The organism is Pseudomonadales bacterium (assembly GCA_024234165.1).
GTDB lineage: Bacteria > Pseudomonadota > Gammaproteobacteria > Pseudomonadales > UBA5518 > UBA5518.
On the sequence record JACKOP010000004.1, the window covers coordinates 136815 to 157500 of the forward strand.

The 20686-nt window shown below is 64.2% G+C and carries 19 protein-coding genes and 2 rRNA genes (1 of these 21 running past the window's edge); 12 read left to right on the plus strand and 9 right to left on the minus strand.

The annotated features are described in order from the left end of the window. Window positions 1-5: 5 nt before the first annotated feature. A complete protein-coding gene (locus H7A12_13440; protein MCP5321810.1) occupies window positions 6-1076 on the minus strand; it encodes a DUF2066 domain-containing protein in 1071 nt (356 codons plus the stop codon). Between the two features lie 120 nt (window positions 1077-1196). Here H7A12_13440 and purM point away from each other — a divergent pair, with 120 nt between their 5' ends. Both purM and purN read left to right on the plus strand, forming a co-directional pair. Further along, window positions 1197-2246 carry a phosphoribosylformylglycinamidine cyclo-ligase gene (gene purM / locus H7A12_13445; GenBank protein MCP5321811.1) on the plus strand — a complete coding sequence of 350 codons (1050 nt, stop codon included), beginning with the start codon at window positions 1197-1199 and terminating at the stop codon, window positions 2244-2246. A gap of 4 nt (window positions 2247-2250) precedes the next feature. Then, window positions 2251-2937: a phosphoribosylglycinamide formyltransferase gene (gene purN, locus H7A12_13450; protein ID MCP5321812.1), complete on the plus strand. Its 687-nt coding sequence runs from the start codon at window positions 2251-2253 to the stop codon at window positions 2935-2937. Window positions 2938-2943: 6 nt separating this feature from the next. Here the strand turns inward: purN and H7A12_13455 are convergent, their stop codons facing one another. After that, a complete protein-coding gene (locus H7A12_13455) occupies window positions 2944-3510 on the minus strand; it encodes a dCTP deaminase (GenBank protein ID MCP5321813.1) in 567 nt (188 codons plus the stop codon). 16 nt (window positions 3511-3526) lie between these two features. Beyond that, window positions 3527-4624, minus strand: coding sequence for an iron-sulfur cluster carrier protein ApbC (gene apbC, locus H7A12_13460; GenBank protein MCP5321814.1), 1098 nt, complete (start codon window positions 4622-4624; stop codon window positions 3527-3529). A gap of 171 nt (window positions 4625-4795) precedes the next feature. Between apbC and metG the strand changes: the two genes are divergently transcribed. From metG to yaaA, 10 genes are all read left to right on the plus strand, one after another. Then, the gene (metG, locus tag H7A12_13465) at window positions 4796-6814 is read left to right on the plus strand and encodes a methionine--tRNA ligase (protein MCP5321815.1); all 2019 of its coding nucleotides are present in this window, start codon (window positions 4796-4798) and stop codon (window positions 6812-6814) included. A 13-nt stretch (window positions 6815-6827) separates the two neighbouring features. Further along, window positions 6828-7406, plus strand: a complete 579-nt coding sequence (rsxA, locus tag H7A12_13470; protein ID MCP5321816.1) for an electron transport complex subunit RsxA — start codon at window positions 6828-6830, stop codon at window positions 7404-7406. Between the two features lie 4 nt (window positions 7407-7410). Further along, complete coding sequence (gene rsxB / locus H7A12_13475; GenBank protein MCP5321817.1) at window positions 7411-8043, plus strand: electron transport complex subunit RsxB; 633 nt, start codon at window positions 7411-7413, stop codon at window positions 8041-8043. Continuing rightward, entirely contained in the window at window positions 8040-10022 is a 1983-nt protein-coding gene (gene rsxC, locus H7A12_13480) for an electron transport complex subunit RsxC (GenBank protein ID MCP5321818.1), read from the plus strand. Before rsxB ends, rsxC begins: the two co-directional genes overlap by 4 nt. Before the next feature lie 7 nt (window positions 10023-10029). Continuing rightward, window positions 10030-11073: an RnfABCDGE type electron transport complex subunit D gene (locus tag H7A12_13485; protein ID MCP5321819.1), complete on the plus strand. Its 1044-nt coding sequence runs from the start codon at window positions 10030-10032 to the stop codon at window positions 11071-11073. Continuing rightward, window positions 11070-11711 carry an electron transport complex subunit RsxG gene (rsxG, locus tag H7A12_13490; protein ID MCP5321820.1) on the plus strand — a complete coding sequence of 214 codons (642 nt, stop codon included), beginning with the start codon at window positions 11070-11072 and terminating at the stop codon, window positions 11709-11711. Before H7A12_13485 ends, rsxG begins: the two co-directional genes overlap by 4 nt. Next, window positions 11704-12420: an electron transport complex subunit E gene (locus tag H7A12_13495; GenBank protein ID MCP5321821.1), complete on the plus strand. Its 717-nt coding sequence runs from the start codon at window positions 11704-11706 to the stop codon at window positions 12418-12420. The genes rsxG and H7A12_13495 overlap by 8 nt, the downstream gene beginning before the upstream one ends. Beyond that, a complete protein-coding gene (gene nth, locus H7A12_13500) occupies window positions 12417-13103 on the plus strand; it encodes an endonuclease III (GenBank protein MCP5321822.1) in 687 nt (228 codons plus the stop codon). Before H7A12_13495 ends, nth begins: the two co-directional genes overlap by 4 nt. A 64-nt stretch (window positions 13104-13167) precedes the next feature. After that, on the plus strand, window positions 13168-13497 hold the full coding sequence (locus H7A12_13505; GenBank protein ID MCP5321823.1) for a hypothetical protein: 330 nt from the start codon (window positions 13168-13170) through the stop codon (window positions 13495-13497). Beyond that, complete coding sequence (gene yaaA / locus H7A12_13510) at window positions 13494-14279, plus strand: peroxide stress protein YaaA (protein ID MCP5321824.1); 786 nt, start codon at window positions 13494-13496, stop codon at window positions 14277-14279. Before H7A12_13505 ends, yaaA begins: the two co-directional genes overlap by 4 nt. 88 nt (window positions 14280-14367) lie before the next feature. Here yaaA and H7A12_13515 read toward each other — a convergent pair whose 3' ends face one another. The 6 genes from H7A12_13515 to H7A12_13540 all read right to left on the minus strand — a co-directional run. Next, window positions 14368-14760 (minus strand): hypothetical protein, encoded by a 393-nt coding sequence (locus tag H7A12_13515; GenBank protein ID MCP5321825.1) that lies wholly within the window; start codon window positions 14758-14760, stop codon window positions 14368-14370. After that, entirely contained in the window at window positions 14748-15206 is a 459-nt protein-coding gene (rimI, locus tag H7A12_13520) for a ribosomal protein S18-alanine N-acetyltransferase (protein MCP5321826.1), read from the minus strand. Before rimI ends, H7A12_13515 begins: the two co-directional genes overlap by 13 nt. Beyond that, window positions 15207-15950, minus strand: a complete 744-nt coding sequence (locus H7A12_13525; GenBank protein MCP5321827.1) for a hypothetical protein — start codon at window positions 15948-15950, stop codon at window positions 15207-15209. A 22-nt stretch (window positions 15951-15972) separates the two neighbouring features. Continuing rightward, on the minus strand, window positions 15973-17517 hold the full coding sequence (locus H7A12_13530; protein ID MCP5321828.1) for a 2-isopropylmalate synthase: 1545 nt from the start codon (window positions 17515-17517) through the stop codon (window positions 15973-15975). Window positions 17518-17896: 379 nt separating this feature from the next. Further along, a 5S ribosomal RNA gene (gene rrf, locus H7A12_13535) occupies window positions 17897-18012 on the minus strand. Between the two features lie 97 nt (window positions 18013-18109). Then, window positions 18110-20686 (minus strand): 23S ribosomal RNA (locus H7A12_13540); it runs 354 nt beyond the window's last position.

Consider the following 20686-nt stretch of genomic DNA (forward strand, 5'->3'; position numbering starts at 1 on the left):
CGCGCTCAGCTCCCGGACCAGCGATAGTGCAGTTCGGCGGTGTCCCCGTGCGGCAGCAGTTGCGGCAGCAGTGACAGTTCGCGCAATACGGAGTCGGTGTCGCTCGCGGTCACCAGATCGAAAAAGAACGAATCGCGATCGACCAGCACGAGCTGGACCCGGCGTACCGACGTCATCTCGCGCAACAGCCTGTAGGTGCGGTAGTACGCCTGGAACGTACTCAGCCCGTCCACGCGAAGGCGCAATTGCTCGCCCTCGGTCTCGGCAGCGCGCACCGCATAGCGTGCCGCCACACCTTCGGCACCGAAGTCGACGATCTCGCCGGCGAGCGTCTCGACGGCTGGCGCGCTGCCCTGCCCTGCGCTCGTCTGTTCGCCATCGAGGTACAGCCATTCGCCGAACCACCCCCCATCGCTGCCAAGCGCGAGCTTCGCGATCAGCACCGGACCCGAGCCATAGCGCTCGCTCGCCGCACGCAGTGCCTGCGCATCGAGCCCCCACACCGGTTCGACACCAACGGTGGCGCTGTCCTGCAGGTCCATTTCCGGAAAGCGCAGCGGAATGTCACGCCGCGCACCGTGCCAGCGCAGCCAGGCTGCGAGCGTCGCGTCGGTGTCACGATCGAACAGACGCGGCCCCGCACCCGATCCATCGTCGATCGCCAGCCACAACAGGATCGCCGGTCGATTCGGCGGCAGAATCGGTTCGCCGGCCCGCTGCAACACGCTCGCGATCATCTGCGGAGAGAACACGGCGTGCAGGCCGAGTTCCTCGGCGGGTCCCTGGCTGCGTGGCGGATACACCAGGCGAGTGAAATAGAACTGCTGCAGTTGCCGGTCGGCGTCCCGGATCGCTGCCGCCACGACCGGGTTGCCCAGCACGTGTTGCGAGCCGCTGCTCTTCACGAACACTTCCGCCAGCGCAGCAGCAGCCGCTGCCGAGCGTGCCGCACTGTCCTGCGCCGCGACCGGCACCTCGGCCTCGTTCAGCGTGATGGCGCTCGCCGCCAGCGCCCACGACGCAAGCACCCACAGCACGAGCAACGGGAAACCCGTCCGGAAAATGCGTGGATTCATGAAGCGGATGCCGTTGCACCGAGGATGGCGTTGCGCGCCATTGTAGCAAGGCTGCTCCGGTTTGCCGCTGCGAAGCGCCGACTGCTAGAATCGCGCGCCCCGAACGAGCGGCGAGCGCCCATGTCCGAAGCCAGCAACCGTGGTCTTTCCTACAAGGATGCCGGCGTCGACATCGACGCCGGCAACGCGCTGGTCGGGCGCATCCGCGACATCGCACGCCGTACACGCCGTCCCGAGGTGCTCGGTGGAATCGGCGGCTTCGGCGCACTGTGCGAACTGCCTGCACGCTACCGCGAGCCGGTACTGGTGGCGGGTACCGACGGCGTCGGCACCAAACTCAGGCTGGCGATCCAGCTCGGCATCCACGACACGATCGGCATCGACCTGGTCGCAATGTGCGTGAACGACCTGGTGGTGGCAGGAGCCGAGCCGCTGTTCTTCCTTGATTACTACGCCACCGGCCACCTCGACGTCGAGGTCGCTGCCAGCGTGATCCGCGGCATCGGCGCCGGCTGCGAACAGGCCGGCTGCGCGCTGGTCGGCGGCGAGACCGCCGAAATGCCGGGCATGTACGCCGGCGACGACTACGACCTTGCCGGTTTCTGCGTCGGCGTGGTCGAGAAGAGTCGCATCATCGACGGCAGCCGGGTTGCACCCGGTGACGCACTGATCGGACTCGCGTCGAGCGGCGCGCATTCGAACGGCTATTCGCTGATCCGCAAGATTCTCGAAGTGAGTGGCGCCGATCTCGAGGCCGATCTCGACGGGCGCCCGCTTGCGGCAGCGCTGTTGGCCCCGACGCGCATCTACGTGAAACCACTGCTCGCGCTGATCGCAAGCTGTCGCGTCCACGCACTTGCGCACATCACCGGCGGCGGCCTGCTGGAGAACGTGCCACGCGTGCTGCCCACGGGCTGCGCCGCAGTGATCGACACCGCGAGCTGGGAGGAGCCGCAACTGTTCCGCTGGCTCGCCAGTGCCGGCGGCGTCGCACGCCAGGAGATGTATCGCACCTTCAACTGCGGGGTCGGCATGGTGGTCTGCGTACCGGAGCAGGACTGCGAGCGTGCGATCGGCGAGCTGAACGCCGCCGGCGAACAGGCGTGGCGCATCGGACGCATCGAAACGATCGGCAGCGACGGCGAACAGGTGCGCCTGCTTGGCTGCTGAAACGATACAGCGCTGCCGTCTGGTCATCCTGGTCTCCGGCAGCGGCAGCAACCTGCAGGCGTTCATCGACGCCTGCCGCGATCCCGCGTATCCATGCACGGTCGTCGCGGTGATCAGCAATCGTCCCGGCGTGCACGGCCTGGTGCGTGCCGAAGCCGCCGGAATTCCGGCCGAGGTGCTCGATCACACCCGGTTCGCGAGCCGCGAGGAATTCGACGCAGCACTGCTCGCGCGCATCGACCTGCACGCGCCGGACCTGGTGATCCTGGCCGGCTTCATGCGCATCCTGACGCCCGCGTTCGTACAGCACTACGCAGGACGACTGCTGAACATCCATCCCTCACTGCTGCCGAAATACCCCGGCCTGCATACGCACCGCCGTGCACTGGAGGCCGGCGATCGTGAACACGGTGCGACCGTGCACTTCGTGAGTACAGACCTCGACGGTGGCCCGGCGATCGTACAGGCTCGTGTGCCGGTACTGCCGCAAGACGATGAGTCAACGCTCGCCGCGCGCGTGCTCGAGCGCGAGCACCTGATCTATCCGTTCGCCGCACACCTGTTCGCTGCAGGCCGCCTGCGGCTGAACGCAGGCCGGGCCGAACTCGACGGGACCGCGCTGCCCGCGTATGGCATGGCGTTCGAGCCGGCAGGCACCGAACCCGACCAGCACCGGCAGGGTGGCGAATGATTCGCCTCAGGCTCGCGGCAACGTGACTCCGGTCTGGCCCTGGTACTTGCCACCGCGGTCACGGTACGAAGTCTCGCAGACCTCGTCACTCTCGAAGAACAGCATCTGCGCCACACCCTCGTGCGCGTAGATCTTCGCCGGCAGGTTCGTGGTGTTCGAGAACTCCAGCGTCACATGCCCTTCCCACTCGGGTTCGAGCGGCGTGACGTTGACGATGATGCCGCAGCGCGCGTAGGTCGACTTGCCGAGGCAGATCGTCAGCACACTGCGCGGGATCCGGAAGTACTCGACCGTGCGCGCCAGTGCGAACGAGTTCGGCGGGATGATGCAACTGTCAGACTTCACGTCGACGAAACTGCGCGGGTCGAAGTTCTTCGGGTCGACCGTCGCCGAATACACGTTGGTGAAGATCTTGAACTCGTCGGAGCAGCGCACATCGTAGCCGTAGCTCGACGTGCCGAAGGAAATCACCTTGCCCGCCTGCGTATGGCGCACCTGATCGGGCTCGAAGGGCTCGATCATTCCGTGCTCGCGCGCCATGCGGCGTATCCACCGGTCCGCCTTGATCGTCATCGTCGTTACTGCCGCTTCAGTCGTTGGTTACCTGGATATCCGGTGCGGCACGTACGCTCGATACGTTGCGCCGGTGCAGCGTGAGCGCCATGCGGCGCGCACAGTCGAGATAGAGCGCCGCGAGCGGTCCGTCCGGATCTGCGGCCACGGTCGGCTTGCCGCCGTCGGCCTGTTCACGGATACGGATGTCGAGCGGCAGCGCACCGAGCAGCGGCACCGCGTATTCGCGTGCAATGCGCTCGCCACCGCCGGCACCGAACAGGTGCTCGGCATGGCCGCACTGGCTGCACACGTGTACCGCCATGTTCTCGACCACACCGAGTACCGGAATGTCGACCTTGGTGAACATTTCGATGCCCTTGCGGCAATCGAGCAGCGCGATGTCCTGCGGCGTGGTGACGATCACCGCTCCGCTCACCGGCACCTTCTGCGCCAGCGTGAGCTGGATATCGCCGGTGCCGGGCGGCATGTCGACGACGAGGTAGTCGAGGTTGCGCCACAGCGTCTGCGTAAGCATCTGCTGCAGTGCACTGCTCGCCATCGGCCCACGCCACACCATCGCGGTCTTCTCGGTGACCAGATAGCCCATCGACATCGTCTGCAGACCGTATGCCTCGATCGGCACCAGGAAGCGCTCGTCGCGCCCTTCCGGGCGCTGATGCTCGGGAATGCCCAGCATGATCTGCTGGCTCGGACCGTAGACATCGGCGTCGAGCAGGCCTACCCGCGCGCCTTCATGCGCGAGTGCCAGCGCCAGGTTCACGGCCGTGGTGGACTTGCCGACTCCGCCCTTGCCGGAGGCGACCGCGATCACGTTGCGCACGCTCTCGAGTCCGGGACTCTGGGTGCGCCTGGGAGCAGCCACGACACGCGTTTCGCAGTCCACACGGATCGTCGCGCCATCTGCACGCGGCGCAAGCACGCGACGCACCTCGGCGGCCAGCGCCTCGCGCCGACCCGCCGCAGGTATCGCCACCGCGATCGAAACCACCACGGTGTCCCTGCGGCGCTCGATCGCCGCGACTTCGGTCCACTCGCCCAGCGGTGCGTCCATGCCCTCGATACGACTGGCGGCGAGCGCTGCCCTTGCTGCCTGCAGGTCGAGACCGGCCATCACATGCTCCTCCGCTTAAGCAATAAAACGCCTGCATCTTAAAGGTCCGTCCGCTGCAGCGGAAGGCGCGCGCGCACCCGAGCGCTACTTTCCACGATGAAATGCATCAAGGATACCGCTATTATCGCGCTTCCCTACGCGACCGCCCCTGCACACCGGATCATGCCCGCGATGCCAGCCCGACGCCGTATCCTCGTCACCAGTGCACTGCCGTACGCCAACGGTCCGTTGCATCTGGGGCACATCATCGAGCAGATCCAGACCGATATCTGGGCACGCTTCCAGCGCCTGCGCGGCAACGACTGCCTCTACGTATGCGCAAGCGACGCGCACGGCACACCGGTGATGCTGCGCGCCGCCAAGGAAGGGCTGACACCGGAGGAACTGATCGCGGACGTCCAGGCCAGCCATCGGGCCGACTCGGCCGGATTCCTGATCGACTGCGCGAATTTCTACACCACGCACTCGGCCGAGAACCGCCATTTCGCCGAGCTGATCTACACCCGCCTGCGCGCCGGCGGCCATATCGCGCAGCGTGCAATCGAGCAGGCCTACGATCCCGAGCGCGGCATGTTCCTGCCCGACCGCTACATCAAGGGGGAATGTCCGCGCTGTGGTGCACCCGACCAGTACGGCGACTCCTGCGAGGCCTGCAGCGCGACCTACACCCCGCTCGAGCTGCGCAATCCGGTCTCGGTGCTGTCCGGCGCGACGCCGGTGCGACGCGAGTCGGAACACTTCTTCTTCCGCCTCGGCGACTTCGAGACAATGCTGCGCGAGTGGACCAGCGGCGAACGCGTGCAGCCGGAAGTGGCGAACAAGCTGCAGGAATGGTTTGGCGAGGGCTTGCGCGACTGGGATATCTCGCGCGACGCACCGTATTTCGGCTTCGAGATCCCGGACTCCCCCGGCAAGTACTTCTACGTATGGGTCGACGCACCAATCGGCTACATGGCGAGTTTCCAGAACTACTGCAACCGCGAAGGACTCGACTTCGACGGCTACTGGGCAGCGGGCAGCGATGCCGAGCTGTATCACTTCATCGGCAAGGACATCGCGTACTTCCACACGCTGTTCTGGCCTGCGATGCTCCACGGTGCAGGATTCCGCACCCCGAGTGCGGTCTTCTGCCACGGCTTCCTGACCGTGAACGGTCAGAAGATGTCGAAGTCACGCGGCACATTCATCCTCGCACGCACCTACCTCGAGCACCTCGACCCGGAATACTTCCGCTACTACATCGCAGCCAAGCTCGGCGCCGGACTCGAAGACATCGACCTCAACCTCGAGGATTTCGTGCAGCGCGTGAATGCCGACCTGGTCGGCAAGGTGGTCAACATCGCGAGCCGCTGCGCCGGTTTCCTGAACCGACACTTCGGCGGCGTGCTCGCTCCTGGCGATGCGGCAGGCGAACTGCGCGCCGAGTGCGTCAGCGCGGGCGAGGCGATCGCCGCCTGCTATGAGGCGCGCGAATACGGCAAGGCGATGCGCCAGATCATGGCGCTCGCCGATCGTGCCAACCAGTACATCGATCAGGAAAAGCCGTGGGCGCTGGCGAAGGATCCCGCGCAATCGGCGCGGGTACAGGCCGTGTGCTCGGCGGGCATCGACCTGTTCCGCATCCTCGCAACCTACCTCGCCCCGGTGCTGCCGGAACTGGCCACGCGCGCCAGTGCATTCCTGCGCTGGCGGCTCGACTGGGTATCCCTGCACGATTCGCTGCAGGGCCACACGATCGACACCTTCACCCCGCTGATGAGCCGCATCGACGCAGAGCGCATCGCTGCGATGATCGAAGGCAGCAAGGAACATACCGCGACGAAGTCACCCAGCCCGCCCGCTTCCGCGTACGCACCAATCGCAGCCACGATCGCAATCGAGGATTTCGCGAAGGTCGATCTGCGCGTCGCGCGTATCGTCGCTGCAGAGCCGGTGGCAGGCGCCGACAAGCTGCTCGCGCTGACGCTCGATCTGGGCGGCATGCAGCGCACTGTGTTCGCCGGCATCAAGTCGGCCTACGCCCCGGGGGATCTCGTCGGCCGGCTGACCGTGATGGTCGCCAACCTTGCGCCGCGCAAGATGCGTTTCGGTGTTTCCGAAGGGATGGTGCTGGCTGCAGGCCCGGGCGGCAAGGACATCTTCCTGCTCGCGCCAGACAGCGGAGCCGAACCCGGCATGCAGGTCAAATGAGGACTGTAACGACGTGATCGCCGAGCTGACCCTGTTCCTGATTGCCATCGTGCTGGTCAACAACGTCGTGCTGGTGCAGTTCCTGGGGCTGTGCCCGTTCATGGGCGTTTCGACGCGGCTGGAATCGGCGTTCGGCATGGCGATGGCCACCGCGTTCGTGCTCACGCTGACCTCCGCCGCCACCCATATCGTGTTCCACTTCGTGCTCGAGCCGCTGGGGCTGCAATACCTGCAGACCATCGCGTTCATTCTGGTGATCGCTGCAGTCGTGCAGTTCACCGAAATGTTCGTGCGCAAGGCGAGCCCACTGCTGCACCGCGTGCTGGGCGTGTTCCTGCCGCTGATCACCGTGAACTGCGCAGTGCTCGGCGTGGCACTGATCAACGTGAACCGCGAGCACGACTTCGTGCACTCGGTGCTCTACGGCTTCGGTGCCGGTGCCGGCTTCGCACTGGTACTGGTGCTGTTCGCCGCAATGCGCGAGCGCATCGCAGCCGCTGACGTGCCGCAGCCGTTTCGCGGCGCCGCGATCGGCATGGTGACGGCCGGACTGGTGTCGCTCGCTTTCATGGGCTTCGCAGGACTGGTGTGATCCGATGATCGATCTGCTCGCCCAGCACCCGGTGCTTGCAGCGCTCGCGGCGCTGGCCGGGCTCGCGCTGGTGTTCGGCGCGCTGCTCGGCTTCGCCAGTGAACGCTTCGCGGTCGATGAGGATCCGATCGTCGAGCAGATCCTCGACAAGCTGCCGCAGACGCAGTGCGGACAGTGCGGATACCCGGGCTGCCGGCCGTATGCCGAGGCGATCGCTGCCGGCGAAGCAATCAACAAATGCCCTCCGGGCGGGCAGGCGACGATCAACGCGCTGGCGACGCTGCTGAACGTGGAGGCACCCGCACTCGATGCCGAGCACGGCATGGAAAAGCCGCGCATGGTCGCCTGGATCCGTGAAGACGAGTGCATTGGCTGCACCAAGTGCATCCAGGCCTGCCCGGTGGATGCAATTCTCGGCGCCGCGAAGCAGATGCACACCGTGATCAGCAGCGAGTGCACCGGCTGCGACCTCTGCGTAGAGCCCTGCCCGGTGGACTGCATCGAGATGATACCGGTACCGAGCACGCCGCAGACATGGCGTTGGGAGCTGCCGCAGCGCGAAGCGGCAGCGATACCGGCACCCACGCGTGCGCAGATCATCGCGACCGATGCACCCGGCCGCGAGGGTATCGCATGAGACGCCTGCACGACATCCACGGTGGCGTGCATCCGCCATCGAACAAGGCGCAATCGCTCACGCGAGCGATCGCACGCGCGCCACTGCCCGAGGAGCTGGTGCTGCCGCTGTCGCAGCACGCCGGGGCTCCGTCCGAACCGATCGTCACGGTCGGCGATCAGGTGCTGAAAGGACAGATGATCGCGCGTGCGGCGGCCACGTTGAGCGTGGCGCTGCATGCTCCGACCTCGGGAGAGATCGTCGCGATCGCACCGCGCCCGTTGCCGCACCCATCGGGCATGGACGGCATGGCGATCGTGCTGCGCGCCGACGGCGCCGACCGCTGGATCGAACGCACGGCGCCCCGCAACTGGCGCGAACGTTCGCGCGAGGAGGCGCTCGCGGCGATTCGCGACGCCGGTATCGCCGGCCTCGGTGGCGCGGGCTTTCCAACCGCCGTAAAGCTCGCACCGGGCCCGGCTCGCCGCGTGCGTACGCTGATCCTGAACGGCGCCGAATGCGAACCGTACATCACGGCTGACGAGAGCCTGATGATCGAACGTGCCGCCGAAGTCGTCGAAGGTGCACGCATCATCGCGTGGCTGCTCGACGCGGAAGAAACACTGATCGCGATCGAGGACGACAAGCCGCGCGCGATCGCGGCGATGCGCGCGGCCGCCGACCCCGACCAGGAAGTGGTGGCATTCCCCGCGAAGTACCCTTCCGGCGGCGAAAGGCAGTTGATCCGCATCCTCACCGGCATGGAAGTGCCTGCAGGCAAGCTCCCGGCCGATATCGGCGCGAGCTGTCACAACGTGGGCACCGCCGCAGCCGTATATCGTGCGCTGGTGCACGCCGAGCCACTGATCTCGCGGATCGTCACCGTCACCGGCGGCGCCGTCACCCTGGCTGGCAACGTCGAGGTGCTGCTCGGCACACCGATGCGCGTACTGCTCGACATCGCAGGCTGCGATCGTGCACGGTTGTCGCGGCTGCTGATGGGCGGACCGATGATGGGCTTTGCATTGCCCGACGACACGTTGCCGGTGATCAAGACCACGAACTGTGTGCTGGCCGCCACGGCGGGAGAGCTGACGACCGAAGACGACGAGGGGCCTTGCATACGCTGTGGTCAGTGTTCCGAGGCGTGCCCGGCCTCGCTGCTGCCGCAGCAACTGTACTGGTACGCACGCGCCGAAGACCACGCCGGGCTGGAGAAGCACCATCTGTTCGACTGCATCGAGTGCGGTGCCTGTGCGTGGGCCTGTCCGGCGGACATTCCGCTGGTGCAGTACTTCCGTGCCTCCAAGTCCGCCATCCACGAGAGCCGTGAGCAGCAAGGAAAGGCGGAAGTCGCCAGACAGCGCTTCGAACAGCGTCAGGCGCGCCTCGAGCGCGAGGAGCGCGCCAGGGAAACACGTCGCAAGGAACGCAAGGCCGCCGCGCCACCGCCCGGTGCGGCACCCGTGCCGACACCCGGCCTGGCTGCGGCTGCACCTGCCGCGACCGCAGCCGGCGGCAAAGCACCGCGGGAGGAGTCCGCAGGCACCGTATCCCGTGACCCCACCGTGCCCGCCACCGCACCCTGCGAACCCGCCGTGCCCGTCACTGCGACCAGCGACGCGGCTGCGCAGCGCGCGCGGGAAGTGGAAGCCGCAATCGAACGCGCCAGGGCAAAAAAGCTCGCGAATACGCAGGAACCCACGCACAGCATCGTTTCCGAGGCGATCGAACGCGCACGGCAACAGGCACTCGAGCGCGCCGCTGCCACACCGGCAGCCGCACCGCAGGCGCCACCGCCGCGTGAAGTGCTGCAAAATCGCCTCGCCGTGACCGAAAAAAAGTTGTTGCGCTCCGCCGAAAAGCTCGCCGAGGAAGAAGCCAGCGCCAACCCGGACCAGGCGACGCTGGAGCTGCTGAACCGTACGCGCGCCGATCTGCTGAAGCGGCGCGACACGCTGCGCGCGGAACTCGGCATGACCGCGCAATTGCAGGACTGAGACGACGATGGCGCTACCCCGACCAAGCTCACCGCACCTGCACGGAACCGCCAGCACCGCGCGCACGATGCGTGACGTGCTGTTCGCATGCATCCCCGGGCTGATCGCGCTGACGGTCTGCTTCGGCTGGGGAACACTGGTGAACCTGCTGTGGTCGGTTCCGGTCGCACTGGCGTGCGAAGCGGCGATGCTGCACACGCGCGGGCTGCCGATACGGCCAGCACTCGCCGACTCGAGTGCACTGGTCACTGCGGTGCTGCTCGGCCTCGCCTTGCCGCCGGCAGCGCCGTGGTGGCTGGTGGCTCTCGGCACGGCGATGGCGGTCATGGTAGCGAAGCATCTCTACGGCGGGCTCGGTCAGAACCCGTTCAATCCGGCGATGATCGGCTACGTGGTGCTGCTGATCTCGTTTCCGGTGGAAATGACGCGCTGGATGGCGCCACTCGGCGCGAGCGATGCGGCAGCGCCTGGACCGGTGGAGGCACTGCGTGCTGCGCTGGGTGTGCTCGAACCGGCACGCCTCGATGCGCTGACGATGGCCACCCCGCTCGACCTGCTGCACCAGAACCACACTCTGCTGATCGCTGAACTCTGGCGTGACAACCCGCAATTCGGCCACTTCGGAGGCACCGGCTGGGAGTGGGTCAACGCGGGCTTCCTGCTCGGCGGGGTCTACCTGCTGTGGCGGCGCGTGTTCACATGGCATGCACCACTCGGAATGCTGGGTGCAATCGTGCTGATGGCAGCACTGTTTCACGACGGAGGCAGCGCCGCGAGTGGCGGCTCGCCGCTGTTTCACCTGTTCACGGGCGCCACGATGCTCGGCGCGTTCTTCATCGTGACCGACCCGGTTACGGCTCCGGTCAGCACGCGCGGACGGCTGCTCGGCGGCGCGCTGGTCGGCGTCCTCGTCTACCTGATCCGGCACTGGGGCAACTACCCGGATGCCGTCGCCTTCTCGGTGCTGCTGATGAATTTCGCAGCTCCGATGATCGACCACCTGATGCAGCCACGCGCATACGGTCATGGTGGCGGAGACACGACCGCATGATGCGACAGGCCATTTCACGCAACGCTACCGTACTGACCACGTTCGCGCTCGGGTTTGCGCTGATCCTCGGCGTGACCGAGTGGTTTACGCGCGAGCCGATCGCGACGGCACGGCGAGCCGCCGAAGCCCGCGCCTACGAACAGATACTGCCGCACACGCGCTACGACAACGTGCTCCTCGACGACGTGATCACGCTCGCCGACCGCAAGCTGCTCGGCTTGCGGGCACCCCGTAACGCGCTGGTCGCGCGCATGGGCGGACGGGTCGAGGCGGTGATCCTGCCGTTCAGCGCAGCAGACGGCTACGGCGGCGCGATCGACATGATCGCTGCGGTGAATGCCGACGGCACGATCGCCGGCGTGCGCACGGTGGCGCACCATGAGACACCAGGGCTTGGCGATCGCATCGAAAGACGCAAGTCGGACTGGATCGAAAGTTTCCGCGGCCGCTCGCTCGCCGACCCGCCACCCGCGCGCTGGACCGTCAGAAAGGATGGTGGCGACTTCGACCAGTTCACCGGCGCCACGATCACACCGCGCGCAGTGACTGCCGCAGTCCGGCGTGCACTGCAGTACTTCGAGGCAAACCGGGCTACGCTCACGGCGCCACGGGCAGCGGAGAATCGCAACGATGAGTGACAGCCGCTACATGCAGGTGCTGCGCGACGGACTGTGGCGCAACAACGGCGTACTGGTGCAACTGCTCGGGCTGTGCCCACTGCTCGCGGTCAGTGGCTCGGTCGTGAACGCGCTCGGCATGGGGCTGGCGACGATCGCCGTGCTCGCCGCCTCCAGTGCGCTGGTCGCAACCACACGCCTCGTGGTGCCGAACGCGATCCGCTTGCCGGTGTTCGTGCTGATCATCGCCTCGTCGGTGACGGTGGTGGAACTGCTGATGCAGGCGCTCGCCTACGGCATGTACGAGGTACTCGGTATCTTCCTGCCGCTGATCACCACCAACTGCATCGTGCTCGGTCGGGCCGAAGCCTTCGCAAGCCGCAACCCGGTGGCGATCTCCGCGTTCGAGGGCATGGTGATGGGCAGCGGTTTCGCCGCCACGCTGATCGTGCTGGGCGCGCTGCGCGAACTGTTCGGCAACGGCACGCTGTTCGCCGGCATGGACCTGCTGTTCGGCCCGGCAGCGGCTGGCTGGGAGATCCGTCCGTTCGGCGAGTACAAGCACTTCCTGCTCGCGGTACTGCCGCCCGGTGCGTTCATCTTCACGGGCCTGCTGATCGCTGCGAAGAACGGTGTCGACGCGCAACTGCAGGCACGGCGTGCACGCACCACGGCGCACGTCGCGGTACCAGGCAGCAAGCGCGTGCGCGTGACGGGCAACATCGGATGAACGCGGCCAAACGGCGCGAGATCTTCCGCCGCCTGCAGGCGGCGAACCCGGCGCCGCGCACCGAACTCGAATACCGTTCACCGTTCGAACTGCTGATCGCGGTGATCCTTTCGGCACAGGCAACCGACGCCAGCGTGAACAGGGCAACCCGGGAGCTCTATGCAGTTGCGAACACGCCGCAAGCGATCCTCACGCTCGGCGAGGATGGCCTGAAGCGCTACATCCGTCATATTGGCCTGTTCAACGCCAAGGCGCGCAATATCGTCGCCACCTGCAAGGCCCTGCTCGAACACCACGGCGGCGAGGTGCCCGCCGAGCGCGAGGCGCTGCAGGCCCTGCCTGGCGTCGGACGCAAGACCGCAAACGTGATCCTGAACACGGCGTTCGGCGAACCGACGATGGCGGTCGATACGCATATCTTCCGCCTTGCGAACCGCATCCGCCTTGCCCCCGGCAAGACCGTGCGCGAAGTCGAGGACAAGCTGCTGAAAACCACGCCGCGCGAGTACCTGCACGACGCGCACCACTGGCTGATCCTGCACGGTCGCTACATCTGTACGGCGCGCAGCCCGAAGTGCCCCGAATGCGTGATCGCCGATCTGTGCGAATATCCTGCAAAGACCTGCTCGGTCCCGCCGCAACAGGACATCACGTCGGGCATCGTCGAACCTGATCCCGGATAGACCCAACGCCGCAGACGATTCACAGCCGACCAGACATGCTGACGCATCCGATCCGGAGACCAAGATGGACATCGACATCGATCAATTGACCGAAGCACAACTGGTCGACCTGAACAACAGGGTCATCGCTCGCCTGCGTTTTCTGCAGCAGATGAAGACACACCATCAGATGCTCGAGTTCAGCATCGGTGACCGGGTTGCATTCAGTCCTGCCGGCAGGGAGACGAAAGTCGGCATGCTCACCCGTTACAACAGGAAGACCGTGACGGTAATCACCGAGACGGGGGAGCAGTGGAACGTGGCACCCGCATTCCTGCGCCGGGCCGAGACGATCGTCGACACCGAGGCAGAAAAGGATAATTCCGTCATGTCCCAGTGGAAGCAAACCCGATGATCATCGTGATTTCTCCGGCGAAGGCGCTCGACTACGAGAGCCCTGTGCACAGCACATCCTTCAGCCAGCCGGATTTTCTGGATCGCTCGGCACAACTGATCGACATCCTGCGGGTGCAGACACCGGCACGGATCGCGGAACTGATGTCGTTGTCGGATGCACTTGTCGAACTCAACGTCGCACGCTACGCGCAGTGGGCGCGGCCATTCACTCCGGACAACGCCAGGCAGGCCCTGTTCGCGTTCAACGGTGATGTCTACGAGGGACTGGGTGCCTCCAGCCTGTCGGAGGCCGATCTGGCGTGGTCGCAGGAGCACCTGCGTATCCTCTCCGGTCTGTACGGCGTGTTGCGTCCGCTCGACCTGATGCAAGCGTATCGGCTCGAAATGGGCACACGACTGCAAAACGCCCACGGCAAGGATCTGTACGCGTTCTGGAACGAAGCCATCACCAGCGAATTGAACCGCCTGCTCGCGGCCGAAGCAGAAGCCGGACGCGAACCCGTCCTGCTCAACCTGGCGTCTGACGAATACTTCAGGGCGGTGAAGGCGAAGCGACTCGCAGGGCGTATCGTCCACACCGCATTCGAGGACTGGAAGGGCGGACGCTACAAGATCATCAGCTTCTTCGCCAAGCGCGCGCGTGGCCTGATGAGCCGTTTCATCATCTGCAACCGCATCGACAGCGTCGCCAGGCTGCGGGATTTTGCCGCCGAAGGCTATGCCTTCGCACCCGCCGCATCCAGCAACGAGCGACTGGTGTTTCGCCGCCGCGAGCAGTGAGCTCAGCCCGCGAATCTCCCACCACTTCCGAACAGCCGGCTCATCGACGCGCGCAGCTCGTTTGCCCGGATCGACCGCAGGATGCGGTTCAGCGAGGCTCCAGCGTCGCAAGGATCTCGGCGATCGCCGCGTCATCCATGCCTGCATCCTCGGGCAGGCAGTGATAGCCGGCGTAGACGAAGTGCGCACCCTGGCGCAGGAACCACTCGCGCCAGTGTGCTTCGGCGTCGTCATGCTCGAACAGTCGTCCCCGCCAGTCGCCGACGAGGACTGCCTGTGACCGCAATCCAATGTCGAGCAAATCGCGGCTGAACTCTTCCAGGTCCTCTTCGGCAACCTCGCCCTCATCGAGCACCAGTGCGGAGATCTCGAGGCAACTCACGCCATCCTCGTCGCCGATCACGACCACGTCGTCGTCGTGCTCTGCCGCCCACTCCTCGGGCAACTCCAGCGTCCACGATTCGGTGCTTACGATGGGCATGATCCGTTCTCCCTGGCTATGGATCGGGACATCAGGAGCGCGTCTTCGCGCCCGGTCGTCGTACGGTAGTAGTCCCTGCGTCGTCCCGTCACCGCAAAGCCCGCAGAATGGTAGAAGGCTTGCGCCGAAGCGTTGGACTCGCGCACCTCGAGCAGGCAGCGTGTCGCACCGCGATCGGCCGCCGCACGCTGCGCTGCCTCGAGCAGTCGGCTTGCCCTTCCCGCTCGCCGGTACTCTGGATCGATGGCGATATCGAGAATCTCGCACTCGTCCGCCACGACCGTGAACAGCACGAAGCCGGCCAGTGCGCCATCAGGCATGCAAAACACGAAACCTCCCGCGCGCTGCAGCGTCTCGCGTACCGCATCGGCACTCCACGGCGACGCGTTGACGCGCGCATCGAGCGCCGCGATCGCCGGCGCATCGTCGGTGCTTGCCTCTCTCATTCAGTCGCCATGGGCAGCACGCGCTGCACACAGCTCACGCCACGCGTCACGCTTCAGTTCCGGCGTGCCAAGCATGCTGTCCGCCGCCAGAGTTACCAGCGCCCCGAGCTGCAGGCCGACGACGCGCTGCACCAGCGGCACCCGCTGTGCGTAGGTACGCTCGTCCCAGCCGAGCAGCAATCCCGCCGCAGCCGGACCGAGCAGGATCAGGTACTCCGGATCCATCGACTCGGTGAGCTTGATCAGCCATCCAAGCAACACATCACGTGCTCCGGCACGATCCGGTGCAACACCACTCGCAACCGGATCGAAGCGCTGCATGCTGGCTGCGACGCGCTCACCGCTCAACGCGAACCCGATTGCCGCTGCGAGCGCTGCTACCCGCGCGTCGCGCTGCGCATCACCTGCCTGGTCGATGAACAGATGACGCCCTGCCACCACCAGCAGCAACGCGGGCACGGGTTCAGCAGGCGTTGCCGGCGATACCTTGCCACGCGTGCGGGGCGTCGCTGCACCTGCACCCGTAACGGATCGATGCTGGCCGTCCGGCCCAAGCAGCTCCTGTGCAAGCCGACCCGGGGCGAGACCGAAACCGGCTGGCACCGATGCCGTCACGGGTGGCGCAAATGCCGGTTCTGCCTCTACCTCGACTGCCTCCGCAACCTCCACCTCCGCCGCGCCGCGCAGCACCCACACCGGGATTTCCATCGCGGCGAGATAGGCCAGACGCAGCGCCTCGTCCATAGGTGCGAACTTCCGGTGCGCCTCAGACACCGTCGATCTGCGGATGCGCGCGCGCAGCACTACCCATCACGTTCAGCGCGTGCAGATATGCCTTCGCCGATGCGACGATGATGTCGGTATCGGCCCCGGCACCGTTGACGATGCGCGAATCGCGTTCGAGGCGCACCATGACCTCCGCCTGCGAGTCAGTGCCGGAAGTGATCGCATTGATCGAGAACAACAGCAGCCTGGTACCGCTGTGCACCTTGTTCTCGATCGCCTTGAATACTGCATCGACCGGACCGTCACCCTCCGCGGCACTGTCGTGCTCGACCCCGTCGATCTTCAGCGTGACGTGCGCACGTGGCTTCTCGCCCGTGTGCGATACCGCCTCCAGCGCAACCAGCTCGAAACGCTCCACGGCATCCCCAACGCTGACGTTGGTGGCGATCGCCTGCAGATCCTCATCGAAGATCTCGTGCTTCTTGTCCGCCAGTTCCTTGAAGCGATGGAACGCACTTTCGAGCTCTTCGCGCGTCTCGAAGCTGATACCGAGCTCCTCGAAACGCGCCCGCACCGCTGCACGTCCCGAGTGCTTGCCGAGCACGAGCCGGTTGGTGCTCCAGCCCACGTCCTGCGCGCGCATGATCTCGTAGGTCTCGCGATGCTTGAGCACCCCGTCCTGATGGATGCCAGCCTCGTGCGCGAACGCATTTGCACCCACGATCGCCTTGTTCGGTTGCACCGGAAAGCCGGTGACCGACGAAACCAGACGCGAGGTCGGCACAATCTCTTCGGTCACGATGCGCGTCTCGACCGGAAAGATGTCTGCGCGCGTGCGCACTGCCATCACGATTTCTTCCAGCGAAGCGTTGCCGGCACGCTCGCCGAGCCCGTTGATCGTGCATTCGACCTGGCGTGCACCGTTCATCACTGCCGACAGCGAGTTCGCAACTGCAAGCCCGAGGTCATTGTGGCAGTGCACCGAGAACACCGCCTTGTCCGCATTCGGTACCGTGCGAATCAGCCTGCCGATGAATTCCCCGTACTGCCCGGGCTCACCGTAGCCGACTGTATCGGGCAGGTTGATCGTGGTTGCCCCGGCAGCAATCGTCGCTTCGATGATCCGGCACAGGAAGTCGAACTCCGAACGGCTGGCGTCTTCACACGAGAACTCGACGTCGTCAGTGTGGTTACGGGCCTGGCGCACCGACCGCACCGCCTGATCGAGTACCTGCTCCGGCGTCATCTGCAGCTTGTACTGCATGTGGATCGGCGATGTCGCAATGAATGTATGGATACGCGGGCGCACCGCATTCTTCAGCGCTGCAGCCGCCTCCGCGATATCGCGTGCAGCGGCGCGTGCAAGGCTCGCCACCGAACAGTTCTTCACTGTCTCGGCCACTGCCTTCACGGCCTCGAAGTCCCCCGGACTCGCGATCGCGAAGCCGGCTTCGATCACGTCGACGTTCAGTCGTTCCAGTGCGCGCGCGATGCGGATTTTCTCGTCACGGGTCATCGACGCACCGGGGCTCTGTTCGCCGTCGCGCATCGTGGTATCGAAAATGATCAAATGGTCCTTGCTCATGACTGGTCCTCATGCCCGGACGGCCACACACGGGTGCGACCATTCCGGTGAATTCGTGATGACGGTTGAATTGTGAGCGCGAAAGATATGCTGCCCCTCAGGGCAGCAGCAGGGCAAGCAGCAACCCGCGCAGGCGGCGCGATGCGTGAATGCTGATCATTTGACCCTGAATGCTCATCGAGAATGCCTGTGCTGGCGAGCTGCACGAACGGTAATGCACCGATCTTAGTGAATGCCGGGGCACGATGCCAGAGGCATCGAGGAAATCTGCAGGGAAATAGTTGCAGCCGAATGGAAGCAGCAGACGACCCTGTCATCAGCCCCCCTTCAAGAACGCGAAAGCCCAGCCACGCTGAGGTGGCTGGGCTTTGTTGTAAGCGCCTGGCGATGACCTACTCTCGCATGGGGAGACCCCACACTACCATCGGCGATGACGCGTTTCACTTCTGAGTTCGGGATGGGATCAGGTGGTTCCACGTCTCTATGGTCGCCAGGCAAACGGGTTTGCCTTGCGGCAAGTCGGTGAAGGTGTGACAGCGTGTTGGTCGAGTGCACATCCGTTACGCGGTATTGCGTTGGTGCACGACGGTTGTTTGGGCTATATGGTCAAGCCACACGGGCAATTAGTATGGGTTAGCTCAACGCCTCACAGCGCTTACACACCCCACCTATCAACGTCCTGGTCTTGAACAGCCCTTCAGGGGGATCGAGTCCCCGGGGAGATCTCATCTTGGGAGAGGCTTCCCGCTTAGATGCTTTCAGCGGTTATCCCGTCCGAACATAGCTACCGGGCAATGCCACTGGCGTGACAACCCGAACACCAGAGGTTCGTCCACTCCGGTCCTCTCGTACTAGGAGCAGCTTCCCTCAAATCTCCAACGCCCACGGCAGATAGGGACCGAACTGTCTCACGACGTTCTAAACCCAGCTCGCGTACCACTTTAAATGGCGAACAGCCATACCCTTGGGACCGGCTTCAGCCCCAGGATGTGATGAGCCGACATCGAGGTGCCAAACACCGCCGTCGATATGAACTCTTGGGCGGTATCAGCCTGTTATCCCCGGAGTACCTTTTATCCGTTGAGCGATGGCCCTTCCATACAGAACCACCGGATCACTAGAACCAACTTTCGTTCCTGCTCGACATGTCTGTCTCGCAGTCAAGCACCCTTATGCTCTTGCACTCAATGCGCGATTTCCGACCGCGCTGAGGGTACCTTCGCGCTCCTCCGTTACGCTTTTGGAGGAGACCGCCCCAGTCAAACTACCCACCATGCACTGTCCCTGACCCGGCTTACGGGCCTAGGTTAGAATTCCAAGTCAGCCAGGGTGGTATTTCAAGGTTGGCTCCACCAGAACTGGCGTCCTGGTTTCAAAGCCTCCCACCTATCCTACACAAACTAACTCAGAATCCAGTGCAAAGCTATAGTCAAGGTTCACGGGGTCTTTCCGTCTTGCCGCGGGTACACTGCATCTTCACAGCGATTTCAATTTCACTGAGTCTCGGGTGGAGACAGTGTGGCCATCGTTACGCCATTCGTGCAGGTCGGAACTTACCCGACAAGGAATTTCGCTACCTTAGGACCGTTATAGTTACGGCCGCCGTTTACCGGGGCTTCGATCAAGAGCTTCGCTTGCGGCTGACCCCATCAATTAACCTTCCGGCACCGGGCAGGCGTCACACCCTATACGTCCACTTTCGTGTTTGCAGAGTGCTGTGTTTTTAATAAACAGTCGCAGCCACCTGGTCACTTCGACCACCCCAGGCTCCGGACGCGAGGTCCTTCACCCGAAGCGGCGTACCTTCTCCCGAAGTTACGGTACCATTTTGCCTAGTTCCTTCACCCGAGTTCTCTCAAGCGCCTTGGGATTCTCTCCCTGCCCACCTGTGTCGGTTTGGGGTACGGTCTCTCGTTACCTGAAGCTTAGAGGCTTTTCCTGGAAGCAGGGCATCAACCACTTCGCCATCGGACCGAAGTCTCGACGGCTCGTTATCACGTCTCGGAATTGACCCACCGGATTTGCCTAACGGGTCTTCCTACTCGCTTGAACGCGGACAACCAACGCCGCGCTGGCCTAGCCTTCTCCGTCCCCCCATCGCAGTAACAAAAGGTACTGGAATATTAACCAGTCTCCCATCGACTACGGCTCTCGCCCTCGCCTTAGGGGCCGACTCACCCTGCGCCGATTACCGTTGCGCAGGAACCCTTGGTCTTCCGGCGGGGAGGTTTTTCACCTCCCTTGTCGTTACTCATGTCAGCATTCGCACTTCCGATACCTCCAGAGAACCTCCCGATTCTCCTTCACTGGCCTACGGAACGCTCCGCTACCGCGCCCACGCAAGCGTGAGCACCCGCAGCTTCGGTTACTGGTTTGAGCCCCGTTAAATCTTCCGCGCAGGCCGACTCGACTAGTGAGCTATTACGCTTTCTTTAAAGGATGGCTGCTTCTAAGCCAACCTCCTAGCTGTCTGTGCCTTCCCACATCGTTTCCCACTTAACCAGTATTGGGGACCTTAGCTGGCGGTCTGGGTTGTTTCCCTTTTCACGACGGACGTTAGCACCCGCCGTGTGTCTGCCAGGCTGTACTCCACGGTATTCGGAGTTTGCATCGGTTTGGTAAGTCGGGATGACCCCCTAGCCGAAACAGTGCTCTACCCCGTGGGTAATCACCTGACGCGCTACCTAAATAGCTTTCGCGGAGAACCAGCTATCTCCGGGCTTGATTAGCCTTTCACTCCTAGCCACAGATCATCCGAATCTTTTTCAACAGATCCCGGTTCGGGCCTCCAGTCCGTGTTACCGAACCTTCACCCTGTCCATGGCTAGATCGCCCGGTTTCGGGTCTACTACCAGCGACTGAAACGCCCTATTAAGACTCGGTTTCCCTACGCCTCCCCTAGACGGTTAAGCTTGCCACTGACAGTAAGTCGCTGACCCATTATACAAAAGGTACGCAGTCACCCCTAACAAAGTGGGCTCCCACTGCTTGTACGCATACGGTTTCAGGATCTATTTCACTCCCCTCTCCGGGGTTCTTTTCGCCTTTCCCTCACGGTACTGGTTCACTATCGGTCAGCTGGGAGTATTTAGCCTTGGAGGATGGTCCCCCCGTCTTCAACCAGGATTTCACGTGTCCCGGCCTACTCATCGCACTCAACTCGCCGCGC